The organism is Polaribacter cellanae (assembly GCF_017569185.1).
Lineage (GTDB): Bacteria > Bacteroidota > Bacteroidia > Flavobacteriales > Flavobacteriaceae > Polaribacter > Polaribacter cellanae.
Window position 1 is genome coordinate 1,476,218 of the sequence record NZ_CP071869.1, and the last position, 23,680, is coordinate 1,499,897.

13 protein-coding genes and 1 pseudogene are annotated in these 23,680 nt (G+C 32.5%); 4 read left to right on the top strand and 10 right to left on the bottom strand.

Going from position 1 to position 23,680, the window contains the following annotated elements; translation table 11 throughout:
• The 9 genes from rplB to rpsL form a co-directional block, all read right to left on the bottom strand.
• A complete protein-coding gene (rplB, locus tag J3359_RS06765; RefSeq protein ID WP_208079951.1) occupies window positions 1–825 on the bottom strand; it encodes a 50S ribosomal protein L2 in 825 nt (274 codons plus the stop codon).
• Window positions 826–837: 12 nt separating this feature from the next.
• The gene (rplW, locus tag J3359_RS06770) at window positions 838–1,128 is read right to left on the bottom strand and encodes a 50S ribosomal protein L23 (protein WP_208079952.1); all 291 of its coding nucleotides are present in this window, start codon (window positions 1,126–1,128) and stop codon (window positions 838–840) included.
• A gap of 9 nt (window positions 1,129–1,137) precedes the next feature.
• Entirely contained in the window at window positions 1,138–1,767 is a 630-nt protein-coding gene (gene rplD / locus J3359_RS06775; RefSeq protein WP_208079953.1) for a 50S ribosomal protein L4, read from the bottom strand.
• Window positions 1,767–2,384: a 50S ribosomal protein L3 gene (rplC, locus tag J3359_RS06780; RefSeq protein WP_208079954.1), complete on the bottom strand. Its 618-nt coding sequence runs from the start codon at window positions 2,382–2,384 to the stop codon at window positions 1,767–1,769. The genes rplD and rplC overlap by 1 nt, the downstream gene beginning before the upstream one ends.
• Before the next feature lie 550 nt (window positions 2,385–2,934).
• On the bottom strand, window positions 2,935–8,526 hold the full coding sequence (locus J3359_RS06785) for a glycosyl hydrolase family 18 protein (RefSeq protein WP_208079955.1): 5,592 nt from the start codon (window positions 8,524–8,526) through the stop codon (window positions 2,935–2,937).
• Window positions 8,527–9,013: 487 nt separating this feature from the next.
• Window positions 9,014–9,319: a 30S ribosomal protein S10 gene (gene rpsJ, locus J3359_RS06790; RefSeq protein WP_075342599.1), complete on the bottom strand. Its 306-nt coding sequence runs from the start codon at window positions 9,317–9,319 to the stop codon at window positions 9,014–9,016.
• A gap of 18 nt (window positions 9,320–9,337) precedes the next feature.
• On the bottom strand, window positions 9,338–11,455 hold the full coding sequence (gene fusA, locus J3359_RS06795) for an elongation factor G (RefSeq protein ID WP_208079956.1): 2,118 nt from the start codon (window positions 11,453–11,455) through the stop codon (window positions 9,338–9,340).
• Between the two features lie 5 nt (window positions 11,456–11,460).
• Window positions 11,461–11,940, bottom strand: coding sequence for a 30S ribosomal protein S7 (rpsG, locus tag J3359_RS06800; protein WP_208079957.1), 480 nt, complete (start codon window positions 11,938–11,940; stop codon window positions 11,461–11,463).
• A 26-nt stretch (window positions 11,941–11,966) separates the two neighbouring features.
• Window positions 11,967–12,341, bottom strand: a complete 375-nt coding sequence (gene rpsL, locus J3359_RS06805) for a 30S ribosomal protein S12 (protein WP_208079958.1) — start codon at window positions 12,339–12,341, stop codon at window positions 11,967–11,969.
• A gap of 176 nt (window positions 12,342–12,517) precedes the next feature.
• Between rpsL and J3359_RS06810 the strand changes: the two genes are divergently transcribed.
• The 3 genes from J3359_RS06810 (at window position 12,518) to J3359_RS06820 (ending at window position 19,086) form a co-directional block, all read left to right on the top strand.
• Entirely contained in the window at window positions 12,518–14,182 is a 1,665-nt protein-coding gene (locus J3359_RS06810; RefSeq protein ID WP_208079959.1) for a BamA/TamA family outer membrane protein, read from the top strand.
• Between the two features lie 130 nt (window positions 14,183–14,312).
• On the top strand, window positions 14,313–17,522 hold the full coding sequence (locus J3359_RS06815; RefSeq protein ID WP_208079960.1) for a SusC/RagA family TonB-linked outer membrane protein: 3,210 nt from the start codon (window positions 14,313–14,315) through the stop codon (window positions 17,520–17,522).
• Between the two features lie 7 nt (window positions 17,523–17,529).
• Window positions 17,530–19,086, top strand: a complete 1,557-nt coding sequence (locus J3359_RS06820; protein WP_208079961.1) for a SusD/RagB family nutrient-binding outer membrane lipoprotein — start codon at window positions 17,530–17,532, stop codon at window positions 19,084–19,086.
• A gap of 93 nt (window positions 19,087–19,179) precedes the next feature.
• Here J3359_RS06820 and J3359_RS06825 read toward each other — a convergent pair.
• Window positions 19,180–20,086, bottom strand: a pseudogene (locus J3359_RS06825) (IS982 family transposase).
• 254 nt (window positions 20,087–20,340) lie between these two features.
• Here J3359_RS06825 and J3359_RS06830 point away from each other — a divergent pair.
• Window positions 20,341–23,664: a SusC/RagA family TonB-linked outer membrane protein gene (locus tag J3359_RS06830; protein ID WP_208079962.1), complete on the top strand. Its 3,324-nt coding sequence runs from the start codon at window positions 20,341–20,343 to the stop codon at window positions 23,662–23,664.
• Window positions 23,665–23,680 lie beyond the last annotated feature (16 nt).

Consider the following 23,680-nt stretch of genomic DNA (forward strand, 5'->3'; position numbering starts at 1 on the left):
TTATTTCTTTCTACGTTCTAAAATATACTTATTACTAGCTTTGGTTTTAGATCTAGTTTTGAATCCTTTAGCAGGAATACCATTTCTTGATCTTGGATGACCTCCAGAAGCACGTCCTTCACCACCACCCATTGGGTGATCTACAGGGTTCATTCTTACTGCATTTGTTCTAGGTCTTTTTCCTAACCATCTAGACCTACCAGCTTTACCAGAAACTAACAATTGGTGATCTGAATTAGATACAACACCAATCGTAGCCATACAAGTTAACAAGATTAACCTTGTTTCACCTGAAGGTAATTTAACTGTTGCATACTTACCATCTCTTGCCATTAACTGAGCAAAAGAACCAGCAGAACGTGCCATAACAGCACCTTGACCTGGGCGTAATTCTATACAAGAAATTGTAGTTCCTAAAGGAATTTCGTTCAAGGTCATTGCATTTCCTATTTCTGGAGCAACACCTGTTCCTGCTACAACAGTTTGACCTACTTTTAAACCGTTTTGTGCAATTACATAACGCTTTTCACCATCAGCATAACTAAGTAAAGCAATGAATGCTGTACGATTTGGATCGTACTCTATAGTTTTAACTGTTGCTGGGATACCTTGCTTATCTCTTTTAAAATCGATAATACGATATTTTTGTTTATGACCACCACCTATATTACGTGTTGTCATTCTCCCCTGATTGTTTCGACCTCCAGATCGTTTTTTCGGAGCAAGTAAACTTTTCTCCGGCTTATCAGTTGTTATGGTGTCGAACCCATTTACAACTCTAAAACGCTGACCTGGTGTTATTGGTTTTAATTTTCTAACTGACATTTTTGTCTTTTCTTAAAGATTGTTATAAAAATCAATACTTTCTCCTTCTGCTACTTGAACGATAGCCTTCTTATACCCACTCTTTACGCCAGTTACTAAACCTTTTTTAGTAAACTTTGTATTTCTTTGAATTGGATAGTTTAAAGTCTTAACGCTTAAAATAGAAACTCCGTATGCTTTTTCAACAGCATCTTTAATTTCTAATTTATTAGCTTTCTTTTCTACAACAAATGTGAAACGATTATATAGTTCGCTATCGTTTGTTGCTTTTTCCGTAATAATAGGTTTTATTAAAATACTCATTTCGAATCCCTATTTGCTTAAGTTTGAATTAATTCCTTCTAAAGATCCTTCAGTAATAACAACTTTATTAGCGTTTAAAACACCATAAGTATTAATTTCTGAAGCTTTTACTACTTTAGAGTTTTTTAAGTTACGTGATGATAAATACACATTTGTATTTTCATCACTTAATACAAACAAAGATTTTTTAGTATCCAACTCTAATGCTTTTAATACATCTACAAAGTTCTTTGTCTTTGGAGTATCAAAATTAAAATCTTCAATTACTACTAAATTTTTATCGTTTGTTTGAATACTTAAAGCAGATTTTCGCGCTAAACGCTTTAAGTTTTTATTCAATTTAAAAGAATAACTTCTTGGCCTTGGCCCGAACATACGTCCTCCTCCTCTAAAAACACCAGACTTGATAGAGCCTGCTCTTGCAGTACCTGTTCCTTTTTGTTTTTTTATCTTTCTTGTTGAACCTGAAATTTCTGCTCTTTCTTTAGATTTATGCGTTCCTTGTCTTTGGTTCGCCAAGTATTGCTTTACATCTAAATAAATTGCGTGATCGTTAGGCTCTAAACCGAATACATCTTTAGAAAGCTCAACCTTTCTACCTGTATCTTTCCCTGTAATATCTAAAACTGCTACTTTCATTATTTCTGAATAGTTACAAAAGCATTTTTGTGTCCAGGAACCGCTCCTTTAACAACAAGTAGATTCTTTTCAGTAACTACTTTTAATACTCTTAAGTTTTGTACTTTCACTTTATCTCCACCCATTCTACCTGCCATGCGCATTCCTTTGAATACTCTTGCAGGATATGACGCTGCTCCAATTGAACCTGGCGCTCTTAAACGGTTATGTTGACCGTGAGTAGCTTGACCAACCCCAGCAAAACCATGGCGTTTTACAACTCCTTGAAACCCTTTACCTTTTGATACACCTGATACATCAACAAATTCTCCTTCAGTAAAATGATCTACTGTAATAGAATCTCCTAATTTATACTCTTGTTCAAATCCTTGAAATTCAACGACTTTTTTCTTAGCAGTGGTGCCAGCTTTTTTAAAGTGACCATCTAACGATTTGTTAGAACTCTTCGCCTTTTTGTCATCGAAACCAAGCTGCAACGCATTGTAGCCGTCAACCTCTTCGGTTCTGACTTGGGTAACAACGCAAGGACCCGCTTCGATAACTGTACAAGGAATATTCTTCCCGTTTTCGTCGAATAAGCTGGTCATTCCAATTTTTCTTCCTATTAACCCAGACATTTTGTTAATTTTAAGACGTTAGATTTAATATATCCAGCGCGTCTATTAATAATTTTTATTTGAAACAAATGTTTCCTTTAAATTCCTTTGAGTTTTGCTCAAAAAAAACAGCGCAAACAAATTCAACGCTGATTTTGTTTTTTTCCGTTTTTCCTTTGCGAAACGCTCTGGACATGTAAATTCTTAAAAGAGAACTCTATTTACCTTTCTTCTAAGAGTTTGCAAATGTAATAGCTTTTTTTTGTTTCTGCAACTAATTATTACAATTATTTTATAACAAAAACTACTATTCATTTTAAGCATATGATTGGGTTATAAATCTGTAAAGTAAAATATCGTAGATAAAACACGTAATACAAAGTTATGTTCTTAACAACTTAATCTTGTGAAATAAAAAAAGATTGTTATTCTTTAGTAAATAAAAGAATAACAATCTTTTTAAAAAATTAGGAATAAAAAATTCTACATAGTTTGTTTTAATAAACGTTTATAAAAAAATTAAACCATAATTATACTTCTAATTTATATCATTTTATTAAAAATGAAAAGTTTATTGTTTGGTAATTTTTTTATAAAAAACCTTACCTTCCACTTGAATTTGTAAGAAATACACTCCTGAACTAAGGAAGCTAACATCTAAAAAACCTTCAAATTTATCTTGTGCAAAAATTTCTGTTCCACTAACATTAAATATTTTTATAGCTTCTATATTTTTTTGAGAAGATATATTTAAACGGTTTTCAAAAGGTATAGGGTAAACTTTAACTTCATCGTAACCTTGTTCTTGAACACTTAATGCTTTTTTAAAGCTTTTGTTATTATTGTTAAAGTAATTACTATAACTATTTGCAAACTGATCAGCAGAACCACAGTCTGCAGCATCCCAATTTATAGACCAGGTCATAACACCTCTTAAATCTGGATGTGCACTACCTTGTAGTGTATAATTTCTACCTGCGAAGCTTGTTCCAAATCTTAAATAATCTAATGCTTTTGTTGCTTCATTTGGCTGTATGTAGCCACCTGCTGGTGCTGCTGCAGGACAAGAAGGAATTGCTACCATTATTTTAGAGGCTGGCAATCCAGGGAAACTAAAACCGCTATTTGACACATTAAACCCTGAAATTAACATATCTGTCATTGAGGTTAAAAAGTCTGGGGTTCCTTGTGAGTAGGCTGTTCCGTCTAAAGCATTTACAGATCCTGTGTTATACAGCTGTACCATTACAAGGTCTAACTCGTTTCTTAAATTATGTAATACTGGCAAAAACGATCCTGCGATACTACTGTATGTTGAGTGTCCTACTTGAACATAAAATGTTTCTGGAGCACAGGTCATTATAAAATTACTTCCATAGTGTTGTTTCAATTCTTTAAAAGCATCTACCACATTTTTTAATTTAGGATAAGGAGTAAGTGACTGATAAGAAAAATCAGTTAATGCCCCTGCTCCAAAATTCATAGAACCACCTTCAAAATCTAAATCAACACCATCAAAATGATATTCGTCTATAATATCTTTAATACCTTGCACAAATTCATTTTTCTCTGCTGTATTTCTAAGTTCTACATGACCGTTTTGACCACCTATAGAAGCTATTACTGGTATTCCTTTACTTCGTAATACATTAATGTCATCTTTTAACAGCTTACTATCAAACACACCATTCGTTAGATATCTATTAGAATTTATTGTTAATTTAGGTGTAAAACCATTTCCTCCTTCTGTTTCTATAAAGGAATACATAACAACATTAAATTTTTTGTTCTGTATCTCATTAAAATATAAAAATGGTGCACTAGCACTCTCCCAAGAATGCGCATAACCTAACACAATATTTCCACTTGGCAATGGCACAAAAACAGAGTTTGTAATATTTAAAGTTTTGTTTATTGTTGTTGAACCATTTTCATTATCTATAGCTGTAATAACTATTGGATAAGCTTGATAAGCAGATGGTGTAAAATTATATGTATAAATATCATTCGCTCCAGCTGTCATAGCTACAGTACTTCCATTAATAGTAATATTAACTGAATTAATTGTACCATCTGAATCTGTAACAGTTACAGCTATTGGAATATTTTGAAACCCTCCGTTTTGATTAATAGTTGTACTAGTTGGTGCACTTAATGTAACTGATGGAGAAACATTAGGGCAATTCGCCCCAGCACATACTAAATTAAAATTAAACGTTTCATTAACGCTAACTCCGTTAGAGTCTTCTGCTGTTACTTTAAATACGTGGCTATTTCCTATATCTGAATTTCCTGGCGTCCAAACCGCTGAATACACATCATTTGTATTAGTATTTGCTACTGCTACTCCGTCGACTTCAAAGGCTACACTGCTAATAGATGTTGTACCATCATTAAAAGTTAAGCCAACTAATGCTTCTAGGTTTACAGTGGCACCAGGTGCAATGTTAATTGTAGATTGGTTTGGTTGCTTAATTGTAACCTCTGGTGCTACTGGCTGTGAATTAAAATTATATTCAGTGGCCGTAGATGGCATTGGTATATTACCAATATTCGAAGGTAAATATGCTACTCCATTATTCTCATAAGAATTTAGTTTCAAAGAACTAATAGTAGTATAACCACTTACTTGCGCCTCTGTGTAAGAGTACTCACCTTGTGCATTTGTAACTGCAATTAAGTTTACATATGGATGTGAATTATCTGTCCAAGGTAATACTAAAGATACTTTAGCACCCTGTATAGGAGTACTACCATTTTTAACCACACCATATATAGAGCCTGTACCAGCTGTATTTACCTCTTCAGCAAAGTTAAGCACTTTGTTTTCACTAAGTGCAGTAACTTGTACACTGGCAGGAGTTAAGACAGTGTTATTTAAACTTGGTGTTACTGTGTAATCAAATCCAGCCGAAAGGTTAGCAATTGAATAGTTCCCAGAAGTGTCTGTTATATCTGTGTAGTTTTGACCATTGCCTGATATTGTAACTGTTACACCTTGCAATGGATTTGTTCCTGTGACAACTGTACCGCTAATAATATATGTTGTTACAGAATTTGTAATATTTAAAGTTTTGTTTATTGTTGTAGAGCCATTTTTATTATCTACAGCTGTAATAACTATGGGGTATGCTTTATAAGCAGTTGGTGTGAAGTTATATGTATACGTATCATTTCCTCCTGCTGTCATAGCTGTTGTATTTCCATCAATGCTAATGGCAACTGAAGCGATTGTACCATCTGAATCTGTAACGGTTACCGTTATTGGAATATTTTGAAATCCTGAAGTTTGGTCTATAGTTGTATTTGCTGGAGTACCTAAAGTGACTGATGGTGATACATTAGAGCATCCTGCTCCTGAGCATACTAAACTAAAATTAAAGGTTTTTGTTTTACTAACTCCATTAGAATCTTCTGCTGTTACTTTAAATATATGACTGTTTCCTATATCTGAATTTGTTGGTGTCCAAACTGCTGAATACACATTATTTGTACTCGTATTTGCAACTGTTACTCCATCTACTTCAAATGTAACTGTACTTATAGTTGTTGTACCATCATTAAAAGTTAAGCCAACTAATGCTTCTAAATCTACAGTATTACCAGGGGCAATGCTTATTGTAGATTGATTTGGCTTATTAATTGTTATTTCTGGCGATACAGCAGTCTGAGAATTAAAATTATATTCAGTTGCCACAGATGGCACTGGTAAATTTGCAAGATCAGATGGTAAATATACCACTGCATTATTCTCATAAGAATTCAATTTTAACGAATTAATAGCCGAATAACCGCTTAATTGTGTTTCTGTATAAAAATATTTACCTTCTGAATTTGTTGTAGCAATTAGGTTTGTGTATGGATGTGAACTATCGGTCCAAGGTAATATTAAAGATACTTTAGCGCCTGCAACTGGTGTACTTCCGTTTTTAACGGTACCATATATTAAACCTAAATTTTCAGCAAAGTTAAAAACTTTATTCTCATTAAGCGCATTAACTTGCACGTTTGCTGGCAATAAAACTTTACTGGTAAAACTTGGTGTTACTGTATAATCATATCCTGCAGAAAGATTTGCAATTGAGTAATTACCTAAAGCATCTGTAGTGCCTGTATAGTTTTGGTTGTTTCCTGATATAGAGATAGTTGCGCCTTGTAAAGGATTTGCACCAGCAAGCACTTTACCACTTATCGTAAAAGTACTTCTGGTTGCTTCTATTAATTGATTGGTTTTATTGCTAGATAAATTTGTGTAAGTTAATTCTGTAAATGAGTAGAAATCTTTTTCGGCTCTAACAGTATAATCATTTCCATCGATAACCGAGTTGAAAGTAAAATTTCCATCTGTTGATGTTGTTCTACTTAATTCTTCTCCTGTTGTTGTATTCTTCAAAACAACATCTACGTTAGTTAACAATACATTATTTTCTTTAACAGAACCAGCTATTGAAACAACTTGATTTGACCCTGTTACATTTACAGTCTTGTCAGAATTAAATTCTAAACTAGCATAAGAAATAGTATTTGGTAAGAAAGCATAGCCAGATAAGCTATAAGTAATGTTATAAGGTACATTTCCTTGTTTATTAGAAAAAACAACTTGACCTAAAGCATCTGAGTTTAGAGTTTGAAGTACCACATTGTTTTCATCTTTCAATTCTACTACTACAGATTGTAATGGATTATTTGATGAATCTTTAAAATTTATAGTTAAATCGTATTCTGCTGATTGTAAAGAATTATTTATGGTTTTAAGAAGACTGTTGCTTGAATTGTTTCTAGCATCTTGTGACAGTTCCCAAATCATTACACCTCCTAAATTTTTGGAAAGTGCATACTTAACTTTTAAATCTATTGACTGATTATCATCATACGTAATAAATTTGTTAGTTGTTGCATTGTATAAATAAGGAACCTTTGCAGTATCATCCCAATATCTTACCCAACCATTAGCTGCTGCTGCAGCAGATACTTGCATTGGGTTATTCGCATCTAAGTATTGATGTTTATTTGTACCAAAACCTTGATATAAATCACAAAATTCAATAGACCCAGAACTTTCACAATTTACAGCATCCCAAGTTCCCTTAGGTGGTTGAGGTAAATTACACGCCGAACTATTTACTCTTGGAGCACTTTCATATAAACCTGGTAAATTTGGAACTACTCCTGTAGAAGCGACTCCTTCAAAAAGTTTACCGTAAAAAGGAATCCCCATTACTAATTTATCTACAGGAACTTGTAAACCATTTAAATACAAACTTACGAGACCATCTAATACTTGATTTGGCTTTCCTGCACCTCTATTTAAAGGGTCATTTGGATGATCACCTCCATATAATGGTGCGTTATAAGATGTTTTATCAAACCAATTACCACCAAAATCATATCCAAAAAAAGTTACGAAATCACAAAAATCAAAAACATTTTCTGTCATTCCGTGCGTAGCTTCTGTTCCTGGACCTACATGAGTTGCTAATAAATTATTAACATTATTTCCTGCTGCCATAGAAATTGACTTGTTTTGCATGCTATTAGCATTAAAAACTGATCGCATTTCTTTTAACAATAAAACAAGGTTTTTATGATCATCTTGATAATGTGGTTGTGCAGGTACTGCTGCTCCATTAATAGTTTCATTTCCGTCTGTTCCTCCTTGTACAGGAAATTCCCAATCTAAATCAAACCCATCTATCCAAGGGTATTTTGTCATAAAATCTACCATGCTTTGCGATAATGTAGCTCTTGCATTAGCAGATTTTGCAATATCAGGAAATGCCTGTGATTTTGTCCAGCCTCCTAAAGAAATTATAATTTTTAAGTGTGGGTATTTTTCTTTTAACAATTTTAGGTCTCCAATATTCCCTTTTACAGGAGCATCCCAAGCGTGTAATCCACTTTCATTATGTTGAAAATCTGCATAATCGTCTAACGACTCAATATAAGCAGTATCTGTTGTTGCATTGTATTTTGTATCGAAAAAAGCATATAATAAATGTGTTAGCTTGTCTGCCTCTATATCTAGAACATTGTAATCTCTTGCATAGATAGACCATTGGGCATAATAACCAACAACCTTTTTATTATGTTGAGGTTGCGTTTGCGCATTAACCTGTAAAATAGACATGTAACTTAAAAAAGCACAGAGTAGTAATTTTCTCATGATTTTGGGGGTTTAAAGTTTTTATAAGAGTATAATAATACAAACTATATTGATTTAAAAAAAAAAAAATATATGATTGACGTAGTTTCATAGACAGAATGCATAATTTCACAAACAAAAAAACTACTTTTAACTCAAACTAACAAAAAAATGATTGTGAAAAAAGCCAAAAAAAAAATTACATTACTAATTGATTATTAAGCATTTAAATGTTTTTATTTTAAGGGATTATTTCATTTTGTTAACCTAAAGAATGATGTAGGAAGAAAAATTTCATAAATTGTAGTTATAAATCATAAGATTTCTTCTATCGTCGGAATAATAAAGTAATTTAAGTACCTGTAAATCAATATATTAACATAGAGTTATATATTGATTCTTACATCGAATCCACGTTAAAATATAAAATATCTTAAAAAAAATGCAAAAAAAAAGACTGCCTTTTCAGACAGTCTCTTTTTTGTTTACTAAATTTAGTAATACTAAATTACACCTTAATTTCAACTTCAACACCGCTAGGTAATTCTAATTTCATTAAAGCATCAATAGTTTTCGAAGAAGAACTATAAATATCTAATAATCTTTTGTAAGCAGATAATTGAAATTGCTCTCTAGATTTTTTGTTTACGTGTGGAGAACGTAACACTGTAAAAATCTTTTTATGTGTTGGTAATGGTATTGGTCCGTTTACAACAGCACCAGTACTTTTTACCGTCTTTACAATTTTCTCAGCAGATTTGTCTACTAAGTTGTAATCGTAAGATTTTAATTTTATTCTAATTTTTTGACTCATCTTAATTGTTTTAGTAGATTATCCTTTTGCTTTTGCAATTACTTCCTCAGATACATTTGATGGAGTTTCTGCATAGTGAGAAAACTCCATTGTAGATGTTGCTCTACCAGAAGACATTGTTCTTAAAGCTGTTACGTAACCAAACATTTCTGATAATGGCACTAATGCTTTTACAACTTTAGCTCCTGCTCTATCTGACATATCGTTAACCTGGCCTCTTCTTCTGTTCAAATCTCCAACGATATCTCCCATATTTTCTTCAGGAGTTAATACTTCTAATTTCATTAAAGGCTCCATAATTTTAGCTTTTGCAGCTTTTGCAGCAGCCTTAAACCCTAATTTTGCAGCTAACTCAAAAGATAATTGATCTGAATCCACCGCGTGAAAAGAACCATCTTTTAATGTAACTTTCATCGAATCCATTTCGTAACCTGCCAAAGGGCCATTTTTCATCGCCTCTACAAATCCTTTTTCTATGGAAGGGATAAATTCTTTAGGAACGTTACCACCTTTAATGATAGATTCGAATTGTAAACCTTGAACACCTTCGTCTGCAGGCTCTAATGTAAATACAATATCCGCAAATTTACCACGACCACCAGATTGCTTCTTATAAACTTCTCTATGATCTGCAGAAGCTGTAATAGCTTCTTTGTATTCAACTTGTGGTTGACCTTGGTTAACCTCTACTTTAAATTCACGCTTTAAACGATCTACAATTACATCTAAATGCAACTCACCCATTCCAGAAATAATAGTCTGTCCTGAAGCTTCGTCTGTTCTAACTGTAAAAGTTGGGTCTTCTTCAGCTAATTTACCAAGTCCAATACCTAACTTATCTACATCTGCTTTTGTCTTAGGTTCCACTGCAATACCAATTACTGGGTCTGGAAAATCCATAGATTCCAAAACAATTGGGTGTTTCTCTGCCGTTAAAGTGTCTCCTGTTTTAATAGATTTAAAACCTACAGCAGCTCCAATATCTCCAGCTTCGATATAATCAATTGCATTTTGCTTGTTTGCATGCATTTGGTAAATACGTGAAATACGTTCTTTTTTACCTGAACGATTATTTAACACATAAGAACCTGCATCTAAACGACCAGAATATGCTCTAAAAAATGCTAAACGTCCTACAAAAGGGTCTGTTGCAATTTTAAATGCTAAAGCAGCAAATGGCTCCTTTACATCTGGTTTACGCAATTCTTCATTACCTGTATCTGGGTTTACACCTACAATACCCTCTTTATCTAATGGTGAAGGTAAATAACGACATACAGCATCTAAAAGAAACTGAACACCTTTATTCTTAAATGCAGAACCACAAATCATAGGAATAATTGCCATATCCATTACTGCAGCTCTTAATGCTTTGTGCACTTCTTCTTCTGTAATAGAATCTTCATCTTCCATGAACTTCTCTAAAAGGTTCTCGTCGTAACTTGCTACCTCTTCGATTAATAAAGCTCTATATTTTTTTGCTTCAGCTTTTAACTCTTCAGGAATTTCAATAACATCGAAAGTTGCCCCTTGAGTTTCGTCATGCCAAACAATAGCACGATTTTTTACTAAATCTATAATTCCTTTAAACTCATCCTCGTCACCAATATTTAAAACGATTGGTACCGCGTTTGATTTTAACATATCTTTTACTTGCTGACAAACTGCTAAAAAGTCTGATCCTTGACGGTCCATCTTATTAACAAAACCAATTCTTGGCACTTTATAGTTGTCTGCTAATCTCCAGTTAGTTTCAGATTGAGGTTCAACACCATCTACTGCTGAAAACAAAAACACCAAACCATCTAAAACTCGTAAAGACCTGTTTACCTCGACAGTAAAATCTACGTGACCAGGAGTATCAATAATATTAAAGTGATATCCTTTTGTGTCTGGAGTTGGTTGTGCATTTTCTAAAGGAAACTGCCACGTACAAGTAGTTGCAGCAGAAGTAATTGTAATACCTCTTTCTTGCTCTTGTTCCATCCAGTCCATTGTAGCTGCACCATCATGAACTTCTCCAATCTTGTGAGAAACTCCTGTATAATACAACACACGTTCTGTAGTTGTGGTTTTACCAGCATCAATATGTGCTGCAATACCAATATTTCTTGTATATTTTAAATCTCTAGCCATTTCTATTAAAATCTAAAGTGAGAGAATGCTTTGTTAGCTTCTGCCATTTTGTGAGTATCTGTACGTTTCTTAACAGCAGCCCCTTCTTCTTTAGCCGCAGCTAAAATTTCGGCAGCTAAACGCTGTGCCATTGTTTTTTCGTTTCTCTTACGAGTATACAAAATCATCCATTTAATAGCCATTGATACTTTACGATCTGGTCTAATTTGCATTGGAATTTGGAATGTTGCTCCACCTACTCTACGAGATCTTACTTCTACGTGAGGCATTACATTAGACAAACCATCTTTCCAAATTTCTAAAGCCGATTTTTCTTCGTCTTCTCCTTTTCTTTCTTCTACGATGTCTAACGCATCGTAAAACACTTTGAACGCTACTGACTTCTTACCACTCCACATTAAGTTATTAACGAAACGAGTTACCAACTGGTCGTTAAACTTTGGGTCTGGTAATAAGACTCTTTTTTTTGCTGCTCTTTTTCTCATGTCTTTACATTAAAAAAGTTACTAATTTACTTTTTTGGGCGTTTTGCTCCATACTTAGATCTACGTTGGATTCTACCCTCAACTCCTGCAGTATCTAATGCACCACGTACTACGTGATATTTAACTCCTGGCAAATCTTTTACCCTTCCACCTCTAACTAATACTATCGAGTGCTCTTGTAAGTTATGTCCTTCACCTGGAATGTACGCGTTTATCTCATTACCATTTGTTAATCTAACTCTGGCAACTTTTCTCATTGCAGAATTAGGTTTCTTTGGTGTAGTAGTATAAACTCTAGTACAAACTCCACGTCTTTGAGGACAAGACGACAAAGCAGCCGATTTACTCTTCTTAGTTATTTTGGTTCTTCCTTTACGAACTAATTGTTGAATAGTTGGCATACTAAATAATTACTGTTTTACGTTTTTATTAAACATTGTCTCTTTTTTAAGAGTCCGCAAATGTACAATTAATTTCTAATTATTCAATTATCAGTAAGTTATTTTTTCAAAAAGACCATTTATTTATGTTCTTTTCTGGTTTTAACTTACATTTGAACAACTATTAATCGCAAATTTTGAAGCAAAAAACTACGCTACTTATTTTTCTTTTCTTCCTAACAAGTATTTTAAATTCTCTTTTTGCACAGAATTATACATTGGAATTATCCTCAAAAAACAAGTCAGCCATTTCTATTTTAAATAAAATTAAGTATCAAAAAAAACACAAAGACAGTTTAAGTATATATAATGAGTTAAATAACATTTCTTCTTATTTAAAAAAAATAGGCTATTTTTCTCATATTATAAATAATGTTTCAAGAGATAAAAACAACTTTACTGCATTCTTTGTTTTGAATAAAAAAATAGAAGAAGCTATTTTGGTTTTTCGAAAACCACCAAACATCTTACTAAAGGAATTTAATATTGAAAGAAACAAAATTACAATCCCCATTGGAAAACTTCAAGAAACACTATCTAAATTTTCTGACAAATTAGAAAAAACAGGAAAATTGTTTTCCAAAGTAAAATTAAAAAATATAAGAATCGAAAACAAAAATCTTTATGGAACCTTAATTATTGAAGAGTCTCAAAAAAGAATAATTAACAAAGTGATTGTAAAAGGGTATGAAAATTTTCCTAAATCGTTTGTTAAAAACTATTTCGACATCAATCGAACCACTATTTTCAATAAAAATAAATTAATAAAAATTGAAGAACTTTCCAAAAATTTAAAATTTGCAGAAGAAATTAAACCTCCAGAGGTTCTATTTTTAAAAGATTCGACTCTCTTATACATATATCTTAAAAAGAAGAACGCTAGCAGTTTTGACGGACTCGTTAATTTTGCTTCCAAAGAAAATGGCAAACTACTTTTTAATGGTCATATCGATTTGAAGCTTGGAAATCTTTTAAACACTGGCGAGAATTTAAACTTGTTTTGGAACAGTATTGGAGAAGAAAAACAGGAATTTAAACTCTCACTTAATTTACCTTATATATTTGGCACTAAAATTTCTCCAGAAACTTCTTTTTCCATTTACAAGCAAGACTCAACTTTTATAAACACGAAATTTAACACCAATATAAACTATAATATCAACAACAAATCGACATTGGGAATTACTTTTAGCATGGAGGATTCCGAGAAGCTAATTAACATCTCAAATAATAATATTACTACATTCAGTAATTTCTTTCTTGGAACAAAATATTTTTTTAACATTCCTAAAAATGATTTTTTTAGAAATAACAAATTTTCTTTTGAAGTAAATCCATCAATAGGAAAAAGAACAAGTTCCATTAACGACTCCAATCAATTAAAAATTCTATTAAATACTTCTTATCTTTTAGACATTAACAACAGAAACTCTATTTTTATTAGAAATAATTCAGGATATTTAAACTCTACAAATTTTATCGAAAATGAATTGTTTAGACTTGGAGGAGCAAGTTCCATAAGAGGTTTTAACGAACAAAGTATTTTTGCAAAAAACTACACCTTCTTTAATATTGAATATAGATATTTAACTTCAGAAAAATCCTACTTATACACAATTACAGATTTTGGAAAAACCAACACAACCCTCCAAAATAAAGATTTATTAAGTTTTGGCCTTGGATATTTATTTACTTCTAAAAATTCTCAGATTAACTTGAGCTTAGCTTCTAAATTAACCCCTCTTTCAACTATTAACCTAGAAAAGACTCAGTTATCTTTAAATTGGATTAATTATTTTTAATTAAATTATTAATTAAAAACGAAATTACCTGATATTACTTCAAGTTGAATTAACAAAAATTAACATTTCTTATTGTTTATTTAACAAATTAATTAGATATTTGAGGTAATTAATTCAAATATTATAAATAATGAAAACAAAGTTTAAAGGAATTCTAACGCTATTTTTAGCGTTTGTAGTGCAAATAAGTTTTGCACAAGAAAGAACTATTTCTGGAACAGTATCAGACGCTTCAGGCGTGTTACCAGGAGTAAGTATTTTAATCAAAGGTACTAACAAGGGTATTAGTAGTGATTTTGATGGAAAATTCAAAATCAAAGCAAAAACTGGTGATATACTTGTTTTTAGCTACGTGGGTTTTAAATCTATTGAAAAAAAAGTAGGATTATCTAACACCTTAAATATCACAATGACAGAAGATTCGAGTGTGTTAGATGAAATTGTTGTTACAGCATTAGGTGGTAAAAAAGCTAAAAGATCTCTTGGTTATGGAACTCAAAAAGTTAGTGGCGAACAAATTACTGAAGCAAGAGCCGAAAACGCCCTTTCATCTCTTTCGGGAAAAGTTGCTGGTGTAACAATTAATACAAACAGTGGTAACCTTGGAGGATCTGCAAGAATCGTTTTAAGAGGTGTTGGTTCTATAACACAAAGTAACACTCCGTTAATTGTAGTTGACGGGATACCTTTAGACAACAGTAATTTTAACACTAGAAGCACCCAACAAGGTGGAGGTGGTAGAGATTTTGGAGATGCTGGTTTTGATGTAAATCCAGATGATATTGAGAGTATGAATGTATTAAAGGGTGGTGCTGCAGCAGCTCTTTATGGTTCGAGAGCTGTAAATGGTGTAATTCTTATTACAACAAAATCTGGTAAAGAAGGTAAGTCTTCTATAACAATAAATTCAGGTTTTTCTTTTAGTGATGTTGCTGTTTCTCCAAAAATTCAAAGATTATATGGTGGTGGATCTGGAGACCCAGCAACAATAGGGCAAAGCACTTTTGCCACTCAAAACATCAATGGAACAACTTATAAATTAGTTGATTACGCAACCGATGAATCTTGGGGACCTCGTTTTGATCCTAATCAAAAAGTGTTACATTGGGACTCATTTGACCCTGAGTTTGCATCCGACTATCTAAAACCTAGAGCATGGGTGGCTCCTAAAACAAGTCTTGATGATTTTTACGAAACTGGAATTTCGCTTAACAACAGCGTTATTTTTACAAAAGGAAGTGAAAAATCTACTATGAGATTATCTGTAAGTAATACCAAGACGACAGGTATTGTTCCAAATTCTGAAATTAATAAAACTACAGTTGGTTTCAAGGGCTCGTCAAAGATTTCTGATAATTTAGACATCAATGCTTCTGTTAACTTTTCTTTAACCAAAGGAACTAATAGACCAGAAATAGGTTATGCAGGTGGGTCTGTTATCCAAAAATTCTATCAATTTGGTCAAACACAATTAGATTATAATAGATTAAAAAACTATCAATTAATTGATGGAACACAGAGAACATGGAATCGTGTGGCATGGGACAATCCTTCAATACGATATTCTGACAACCCATATTGGATTGTGAATAAATACCTTTCTGACGATACAAGAACACGTTGGTATGGAACAATAGGTGGTAAATATAAGTTTAGTAATGAGTTTTATGCTACTGGTAAAATCTATGCTGATACTTATAGTTTTTTAGTAAATCAAACAGTTGCTAAAGGATCGTCAGATCAATCTTCTGCTCAGAAAGATAATAGAACTTTTATAGAGTTAAATTATGAAGCATTAATCCATTTTGACAAAAACTTTTTCAATGAAAAATTAACACTTTCTTCTTTTTTTGGAGGAAATACTAGAACCGCTAATAGAACTCGATTAAGTGCTACAACAAATGGCGGTTTAGTTGTTGATGACATTTACAATTTATCAAACTCTGTAGACCCTGCAACAACTACAAATTTCAATTCTGAAATAAGATTGAATAGTCTTTTAGGTTCAGTTTCTTTGGGTTATGATAATTTTATTTTCTTGAACTTAACAGGTAGAAACGATTGGACTTCTACATTACCAACAAATAATAATTCTTATTTCTACCCTTCCGTAAATGCCAGTCTTGTGTTTTCAGAACTTATTGAGAGTGATTGGTTAAATTATGGTAAGTTTAGAGGAGGCTGGGCAAAAGTTGGAAATGATACAGACCCATATAGATTAATTAATACATTTGATGTGAGACAGCCTTTCCAAAATAGTAGTCGTTTCTCTCAACCAGGATCTAAACTAAACCCAAACCTAAAACCTGAAAATAAAGACACTTGGGAAGTTGGTTTGGAGATGGGATTCTTTAGGAATCGTTTAACATTTGATTTGACTTATTATAACGAGGTTACTTCTGACTTAATAACACCTGTTCAAATTGATCCAAGTACTGGTTTTACTTCTAAATTTACAAATGGTGGTAAGTTAAAAAACACTGGTATTGAAGCTTTAGTAAATATAACTCCAGTTAAAACAGAAGACTTTAAATGGGATGTAACTTGGAATTTTTCAAAAAACAATAATAAATTAATTGAGTTAACAGAGGGTGTATCTGCATTAGTCTTAGGTAGCTTTCCTTTCCAAGGAGTCACTTTAAATGCTGTAGTAGGAAAACCTTATGGGATTATTAGAGGTACAAACTTTGTTTTTGACGACAATGGCAACAAAGTATTAGAAAAAGGTAGATACTTAAGAACAAAAAACCAAGAAGATTTAGGTTCTATTTTACCTGATTATAATATGGGGTTGAGAAATAACTTTAATTACAAAGGATTTAATTTATCTTTCTTAATAGATCATCAAAAAGGTGGTGTATATAGATCACTTACTAACGTTTGGGGTAACTACTCTGGTATCTTAGAACAAACTGCAATAAACAACATTCGTGAGGATGGGGTTATACAACCTGGAGTTAATGGGACAGTGACATATGATCCAAATGACAACAGTAAATATACTGTCTCCAACACATCACCTAACACAACTGTAATATCAGCTCAACAACAAGGACAGGATTATTTCATTAGATCGGCTGCCGCTAGTGTTTTTAAAGCAGATTACTTTAAATTACGAGAAATTACTTTTGGGTATACTGTTCCTAAGAAATGGCTTGGAAATAACATTACTGGTCTTAGAATATCTACATTTGCAAGAAATGTATTTACTTGGGGCTTAGATAATGAAAATTTTGACCCAGAAGTAGCTACATCAGGTAGTGGAAATATCCAAGGTTCTGAAGGAGGATCTTTGCCTAGTACGAAGACATTTGGAGTGAATGTTCAATTAAAATTTTAATAAAACCATGAAAAAAAATATAATATTATTATTATCAACCGTTTTTATTCTTTTGTTTTCTGCGTGTGATGTGGATGCAGATATTAATAAAAACCCAAATGGACCCGAAATAGCACCAACTGGTGGAATTTTTAACAGTGCTGTTAAAGAATATTTAGATCGATCGAGAAGTGGTTTTACTTCTGGTCGTTTAACCCTACCTTGGATGCAATACTGGGGTCAAACTGCCTATGCAGACGAAGATAGATATCTTTACAGAGAATCAACAGCACAGAGCTATTATACAACATCATATACCGTTGCTCAAGATTTAAAATCAATAATAGATATTAATATAAATTCGCCAGTTAAGAATGAAAATGAAATAGCAATTTCTCGTATTATGCTTTGTTACATTTTCCATCAACTAACCGATACTTTTGGAGATATTCCTTATTATTCTTTCGGAAGTGATGATGCTGATTTTCAAGCTCTTGACACTGAGAAGTTTATAGCACCAATTTTTGCTTCTCAGCAAAAAATTTATGCTGATTTGCTAAAGGAACTTAAAGAAGCTGCAGCACAAATTAACATTAATAAAAGTGCTTTTGCAGGAGGAGGAGACAAGATTTATAATGGAAATGGTGCAAACTGGAAAAAATTTGCAAACTCTCTTACACTAAGAATAGCAAATAGATTAAGAGGAGTAGATAATGCTACTGCTATTTCCGCTATCAATAGCGCAATATCTTCAGGTGTTTTTACTTCAAATAGCGACAATGCAAAATTACAATATGAGTCTACAGATGCTAATGCATCTCCATTTTGGAGAGCATTTCTAACTAGAACTGATTTTGCTGTTACCCAACCTTTTGTTGAATTACTTAAAGGAGATAAAGGAAACTTCGGTTTAGATCCTAGGCTATTTAAAATGGTTGCTCCCAAAAGTGCATCCATAAAATCCATAAAAGAAAAAACATATACCAAATCTACTAATCCAGCAGACTATGTTGGAATTCCTTATGCATTTCCATTAGCTAATAAATTAAAATTTACAGATTACTCTTTTGGAAGTAGTAATATTATTAAACCAGATTACGAAGAGGTTTTAATGGAGTATGCTGAAGTTGCATTTATTATTTCTGAACATAAAAACTGGGATGATACTGAGTACAAAAATGGAGTTAGAGCATCAATGGAAAGATGGGGTGTTCCTGCATCAGAAATTACGTCTTTTTTGGCTTCTTTACCTACAGCAAACGAAGAGAATGTACTTAACCAAAAGTACATAGCTTCTTATATGCAACCTCATAACGCTTGGGCTGAATATAGAAGAACTGGTTTCCCTAGTACTTTAATAAAAGTTAATGAAACAGTTACCTTAGATGCAAATCAAGCAACATCAGCTGGAGTTACTACATATGTTTTTGAACCTAGAGTAGCTGGACTTACAGATTTGCCATTTAGATTAAGTTACCCTCAAATCTTACAATCTTTAAATAAGGATAATAGAAATGATGCTGTAGTTAAACTAGGAGCAGAAGGAGATACTCAAAAAAGTAAATTATATTGGGACGTAAACTAAATCTATCATAGATACTTTTAAAATAGTAAATGAGGCTGTCTGAAAAGGCAGTCTTTTTTTTCTGATATTTCTTATTTTTAACGTGAGTTCGATTTAAGCAACGCTCAAATTAGGTAAAAATCTTTGAATTTTAATACTTGGTTTAGTATCAAGAAAAGAATAAGCAGTTAAACCAGCGATTAAATTTCCAATAAAATTATCAAAGGATCGATGCCTAGAATGTTCTATTTGACAAGTGTTTTTTAACACATCATTTACCGATTCAATAATAGCTCTTTTTCTAAGATAGACTGTATCCATAAAATCGAGAGCTTTCTTTTTCATATTCTTCCTCAATTTGGTGACCAGATGAATGCCGTCAACAAATAATCTGTCAAATAAATCTTTTCCCAAATAGCCTTTATCGCCATATATTTTCCCAAATATTTTATCATGAAAGTTTTTGTTTTTCAAAGGGTATCTGTCATCTACATTGGCTTTAGTAATCAAAAAATCAACTATTTGACCTTTGTCATTACAAACTAAATGTAGCTTAAAACCATAAAACCAGCCCAATGTTCCGTAGCTTTTTTCGGCTATGCCTTTAAATACTTGATGTTGTTTTTCTCTTTTGTAGTGACACACTTTAATAGCGGTAGAATCAATAAAAGATATGCCCGAGCATTTACCTAATCCGCGAAGTTTTAGATACACAGCTAAGGGTCTAATTACTTGTTTTTGTAATTCTACAAAGCGATTATAGGAAACGGTTTCAGGAAAAAAATCTTCCATGTGTTTACACACGTAAAAAAGATAAAAGTGTTTTAAATTACGGTAGGATTTTAAGTGAAAAATAACCATAATGGTCATCACTTCACTTTTACTCATTTTTGACTTTCGGTGGCGTTTTTTTGGTAGTGAAGTGTCTGAAATACTGTTTTGAGTTAATAACAGCATCAAATTCTTTCATAAAATCGTCTAGATTACAAAAAATTTCAATAATTTTAGTGTCAGAAATCATAAGCAGAATAATTTTAGTTAATTGATTTTCAATACCTTAATTTACTAAAATTTCTGCTTTTTTCACTATAAAAGTTTAACTTTTTATATCGAACTCACGTTAAATAGGTAACCCTAAAAAATAAATCTTCTGTAAGGTAAGGTTATTTTTTCTGTCTTAACAATTGAATTAACTTCAAACATTTTATGTTAAAAAATTGGTTTATTAACTTTTATTTAAGACTTTTGAGATTAATTAATTCAAATAATTATACAATGAAGACAAAGTTTAAAGGAATTTTAACGCTATTACTGGCGTTTGTTGTGCAAATATCGTTTGCACAGCAGAAAACTGTTTCGGGTACTGTTTCTGAAGAATCAGGAGTTTTGCCTGGGGTAAGTATTGTAATTAAAGGTACTAATAAAGGAACCGAAACAAATTTTGATGGAAAATACTCTATTAAAGCGAACTCTGGTGATGTTTTAGTATTTAGGTATCTTGGTTACAAAACAACTGAGAAAACAGTTGAAAACTCATCTGTTATTAATGTTACAATGAAAGAGGATGCTAATGTTTTAGAAGAAATTGTAGTAGTTGGGTATGGTACTACTACAAAAAAAGCGTATGCTGGAACTGCAACAACAATTAGTGTTGAGAATTTAGAGGCAAAAACATTTTCAAACGTATCTCAAGCGTTAACAGGTGAGGTTGCTGGGGTTACAGTAATTAATAGTTCTGGACAACCTGGGTCAGTTGGTACAATTCGTATTAGAGGATATGGATCTCCAAATGGAAATCGTACTCCACTTTACGTTGTAGATGGTGTTCCTTTCTATGGTGGTTCAGCAGATACTGATACTACCGATAACAATGATGCCGCTACAAATGGTTTGGCAAGTATAAATCCTTCAGACATTTTATCTACAACAATTTTAAAAGACGCTACAGCAACCGCTATTTATGGTTCTAGAGGTGCAAATGGAGTTGTATTAATTACTACGAAAAAAGGTAGAACTGGTGAATCTTACATTGAAGTTGATGTTAAAACTAGTATTAATTCTCAAGTGATTAAAAGATATGATGTTATATCTTCTCCAGAACAATATGTTGGTTTAGTTTGGGAAGGCTTATACAATCAAGGAGTTACTAAAGGTAATGCAAATCCTATTGCATTTGCAAATGCAAGAGTTTTAGGTAAAGAAGGTATTGGTGCTGGGTATAATATGTGGGATGCTACTACTGGTGCAGCATTAATAAATCCAGACACAAGAACCGTAAGAAAAAATGTTAAAAGATTATTTACTCCTGAGAAATTTAGCGACTTAGCTTTTGGTAATGGTATAAGAACAGAAGCAAATCTTAAAATGGGAGGAGGATCTGAAAAAACTAGATATTTTGCCTCTATAGGATATTTAAAAGATAATGGGTATATCATAAATTCAGATTTCAAGAGATATACAACAAGGCTTAATATAAACTCTAAAGTTAAAGATTGGCTTGATGTTTCAGCAAATATTGGTTATTCGTTTTCTATTACAAACAACAATGGGCAAACAGAAGGTTCTGAAAATCTTTTTGAATTTGCTGATAAAACAGCCCCAATTTACCCTGTTTTTGCAAGATATCCAAATTCTGCGGAAAAAATACCTGACTTGGTTTATGGTGGGTTTCAATATGATTATGGTTCGGCAACTGGGACTTTAAATGGTTTTACAAGACCAAGACCACAATCTAACTTACTTAACCCTATTGGTTCTGCAACCTTAGACCACCTAAGCAATCAAAACCATGGTTTAAACGGTAGTTTTACTGCAAACTTTAAATTATCAGATAAACTTACTTTTGAAACAAGGTATGGTGCTCAATATGGAGTAACTAGGCGTGTAGATGTATTAAATCATGTATATGGTACTGGATCTGGACCAAAAGGAACAATTACACGTACAGATTTTGAAAGCTGGAATTATAGTTTTTTACAATTATTAAGGTATAAAAATACTTTTGGAGATCATGAGTTAGAATTATTAGCTGCACACGAATCTAACGAAAGAAGCGAAGGTTTTTCAAGAGAATATAAACAAAATGTATTTCAACCAGGAGTTTACACATTATCAAACTATGCAGAAGCTACTCGTCCTTCAATAGGAACTACGAATGCTTCTGGAATTGAATCTTACTTTAGTCAAATTAATTATAATTATAATGGTAAATATTACTTAACAGGTTCACTTAGAACAGATGGTTCTTCACGTTTTGTAAATAACAAATGGGGTACATTTGGTTCTATTGGTGCTGCTTGGATACTAAGTGAAGAAGATTTTATGGCTGATAGTTTTGTCTCTTTTTTAAAAGCAAAAGTTTCTTATGGGGTTTTGGGAGATCAAGAAGGGGTTAGTACATCTTCAGGGTTTACCATTTATGGTCGTGAGTTTGTTGGTGGTTCTCTCTCTATACCTGAAACACGTCCAGGAAATCCAGATTTAACGTGGGAAACCTCTAAAATGTTCCAAGCTGGTATAGAAATGAGTTTAGGTAATTATTTAGATATGAATTTAGATTATTACCGTAAAAATACAGATAACTTATTCTTTGACCAAACTAGAGGACCATCTGCTGGTTTTTCTTCTATACTAGTTAACGATGGAGAAGCCTTAAACTCTGGTCTTGAATTTGATCTTACTGGGCACATAATAAATACAAATGATTTCAAATTAAGTTTATCTCTGAATGGTGAAGTCTTGGAAAATAAAATGTTAGCAATGCCTTTAGATGTTTCTACTGGAAAGCAAAAGGTTATAGATTTAAATGGCTATTATGCTTATGCCGTAGATCGTTCATTCTATGACTTTTATATGCGTGAATGGGCAGGAGTTGATCCTACTGACGGAGCGCCTACATGGAATCAATATTATGATGATAAAAACAATAACGGTATAGTAGATAAAGGTGAAACAGGTTTTTCTATTGATGATGGTAATGGTGGCAATGCTAACGGCACTGGATCTTTATTCGAGTACAGAAAAAAAGTACCTGATGCAAATATTAAAAAAACAGTTACAAAATCATACTCTAGCGCTACCGAAGTATTTTTAGAAAAAAATTTAATCCCAAAATTAAGAGGAGCATTCAGGCTGTCTGGTAAAATAAAAAGCTTTGATTTTTCTACTCAGTTTTTGTATAGTTTAGGAGGTTATGCGTATGACGCTCAATATGGAGAGTTGTTATCTGACCGATTTGGAGCTGCAGGAAATAACTTTCATAAAGACATACTAAAAAGATGGCAAAAACCAGGCGACATAACAAATGTTCCTCTACTATCAAATAACGAGGTTAAGAATGGTACAAGTACTTCTTCTAGATTTATTACAAGTACAGATTTCTTGGCTCTTAACAATGCAAGAGTTGGATATACCCTACCTTCGAATTTTTTATCAAACAAAGGTATAGATGCTGTTAATTTATGGGTTTCAGGAGATAACCTGTTTATTAAAAGTGCTAGACAAGGCTTTAATCCTTCTTTAAGAGAAAATGGGAACTCAGCCCGTAGAATATATGCACCTGCTACAACAATTACTCTAGGGGTTAGAGTTAAATTTTAATTAAAAAAAGATAAAA

Excerpts from the sequence above, each read along its gene's own strand:
- rplB (WP_208079951.1), bottom strand. The coding sequence starts at position 825 with ATGTCAGTTAGAAAATTAAAACCAATAACACCAGGTCAGCGTTTTAGA.
- rplW (WP_208079952.1), bottom strand. The coding sequence starts at position 1,128 with ATGAGTATTTTAATAAAACCTATTATTACGGAAAAAGCAACAAACGAT.
- rplD (WP_208079953.1), bottom strand. The coding sequence starts at position 1,767 with ATGAAAGTAGCAGTTTTAGATATTACAGGGAAAGATACAGGTAGAAAG.
- rplC (WP_208079954.1), bottom strand. The coding sequence starts at position 2,384 with ATGTCTGGGTTAATAGGAAGAAAAATTGGAATGACCAGCTTATTCGAC.
- J3359_RS06785 (WP_208079955.1), bottom strand. The coding sequence starts at position 8,526 with ATGAGAAAATTACTACTCTGTGCTTTTTTAAGTTACATGTCTATTTTA.
- rpsJ (WP_075342599.1), bottom strand. The coding sequence starts at position 9,319 with ATGAGTCAAAAAATTAGAATAAAATTAAAATCTTACGATTACAACTTA.
- fusA (WP_208079956.1), bottom strand. The coding sequence starts at position 11,455 with ATGGCTAGAGATTTAAAATATACAAGAAATATTGGTATTGCAGCACAT.
- rpsG (WP_208079957.1), bottom strand. The coding sequence starts at position 11,940 with ATGAGAAAAAGAGCAGCAAAAAAAAGAGTCTTATTACCAGACCCAAAG.
- rpsL (WP_208079958.1), bottom strand. The coding sequence starts at position 12,341 with ATGCCAACTATTCAACAATTAGTTCGTAAAGGAAGAACCAAAATAACT.
- J3359_RS06815 (WP_208079960.1), top strand. The coding sequence starts at position 14,313 with ATGAAAACAAAGTTTAAAGGAATTCTAACGCTATTTTTAGCGTTTGTA.
- J3359_RS06820 (WP_208079961.1), top strand. The coding sequence starts at position 17,530 with ATGAAAAAAAATATAATATTATTATTATCAACCGTTTTTATTCTTTTG.
- J3359_RS06830 (WP_208079962.1), top strand. The coding sequence starts at position 20,341 with ATGAAGACAAAGTTTAAAGGAATTTTAACGCTATTACTGGCGTTTGTT.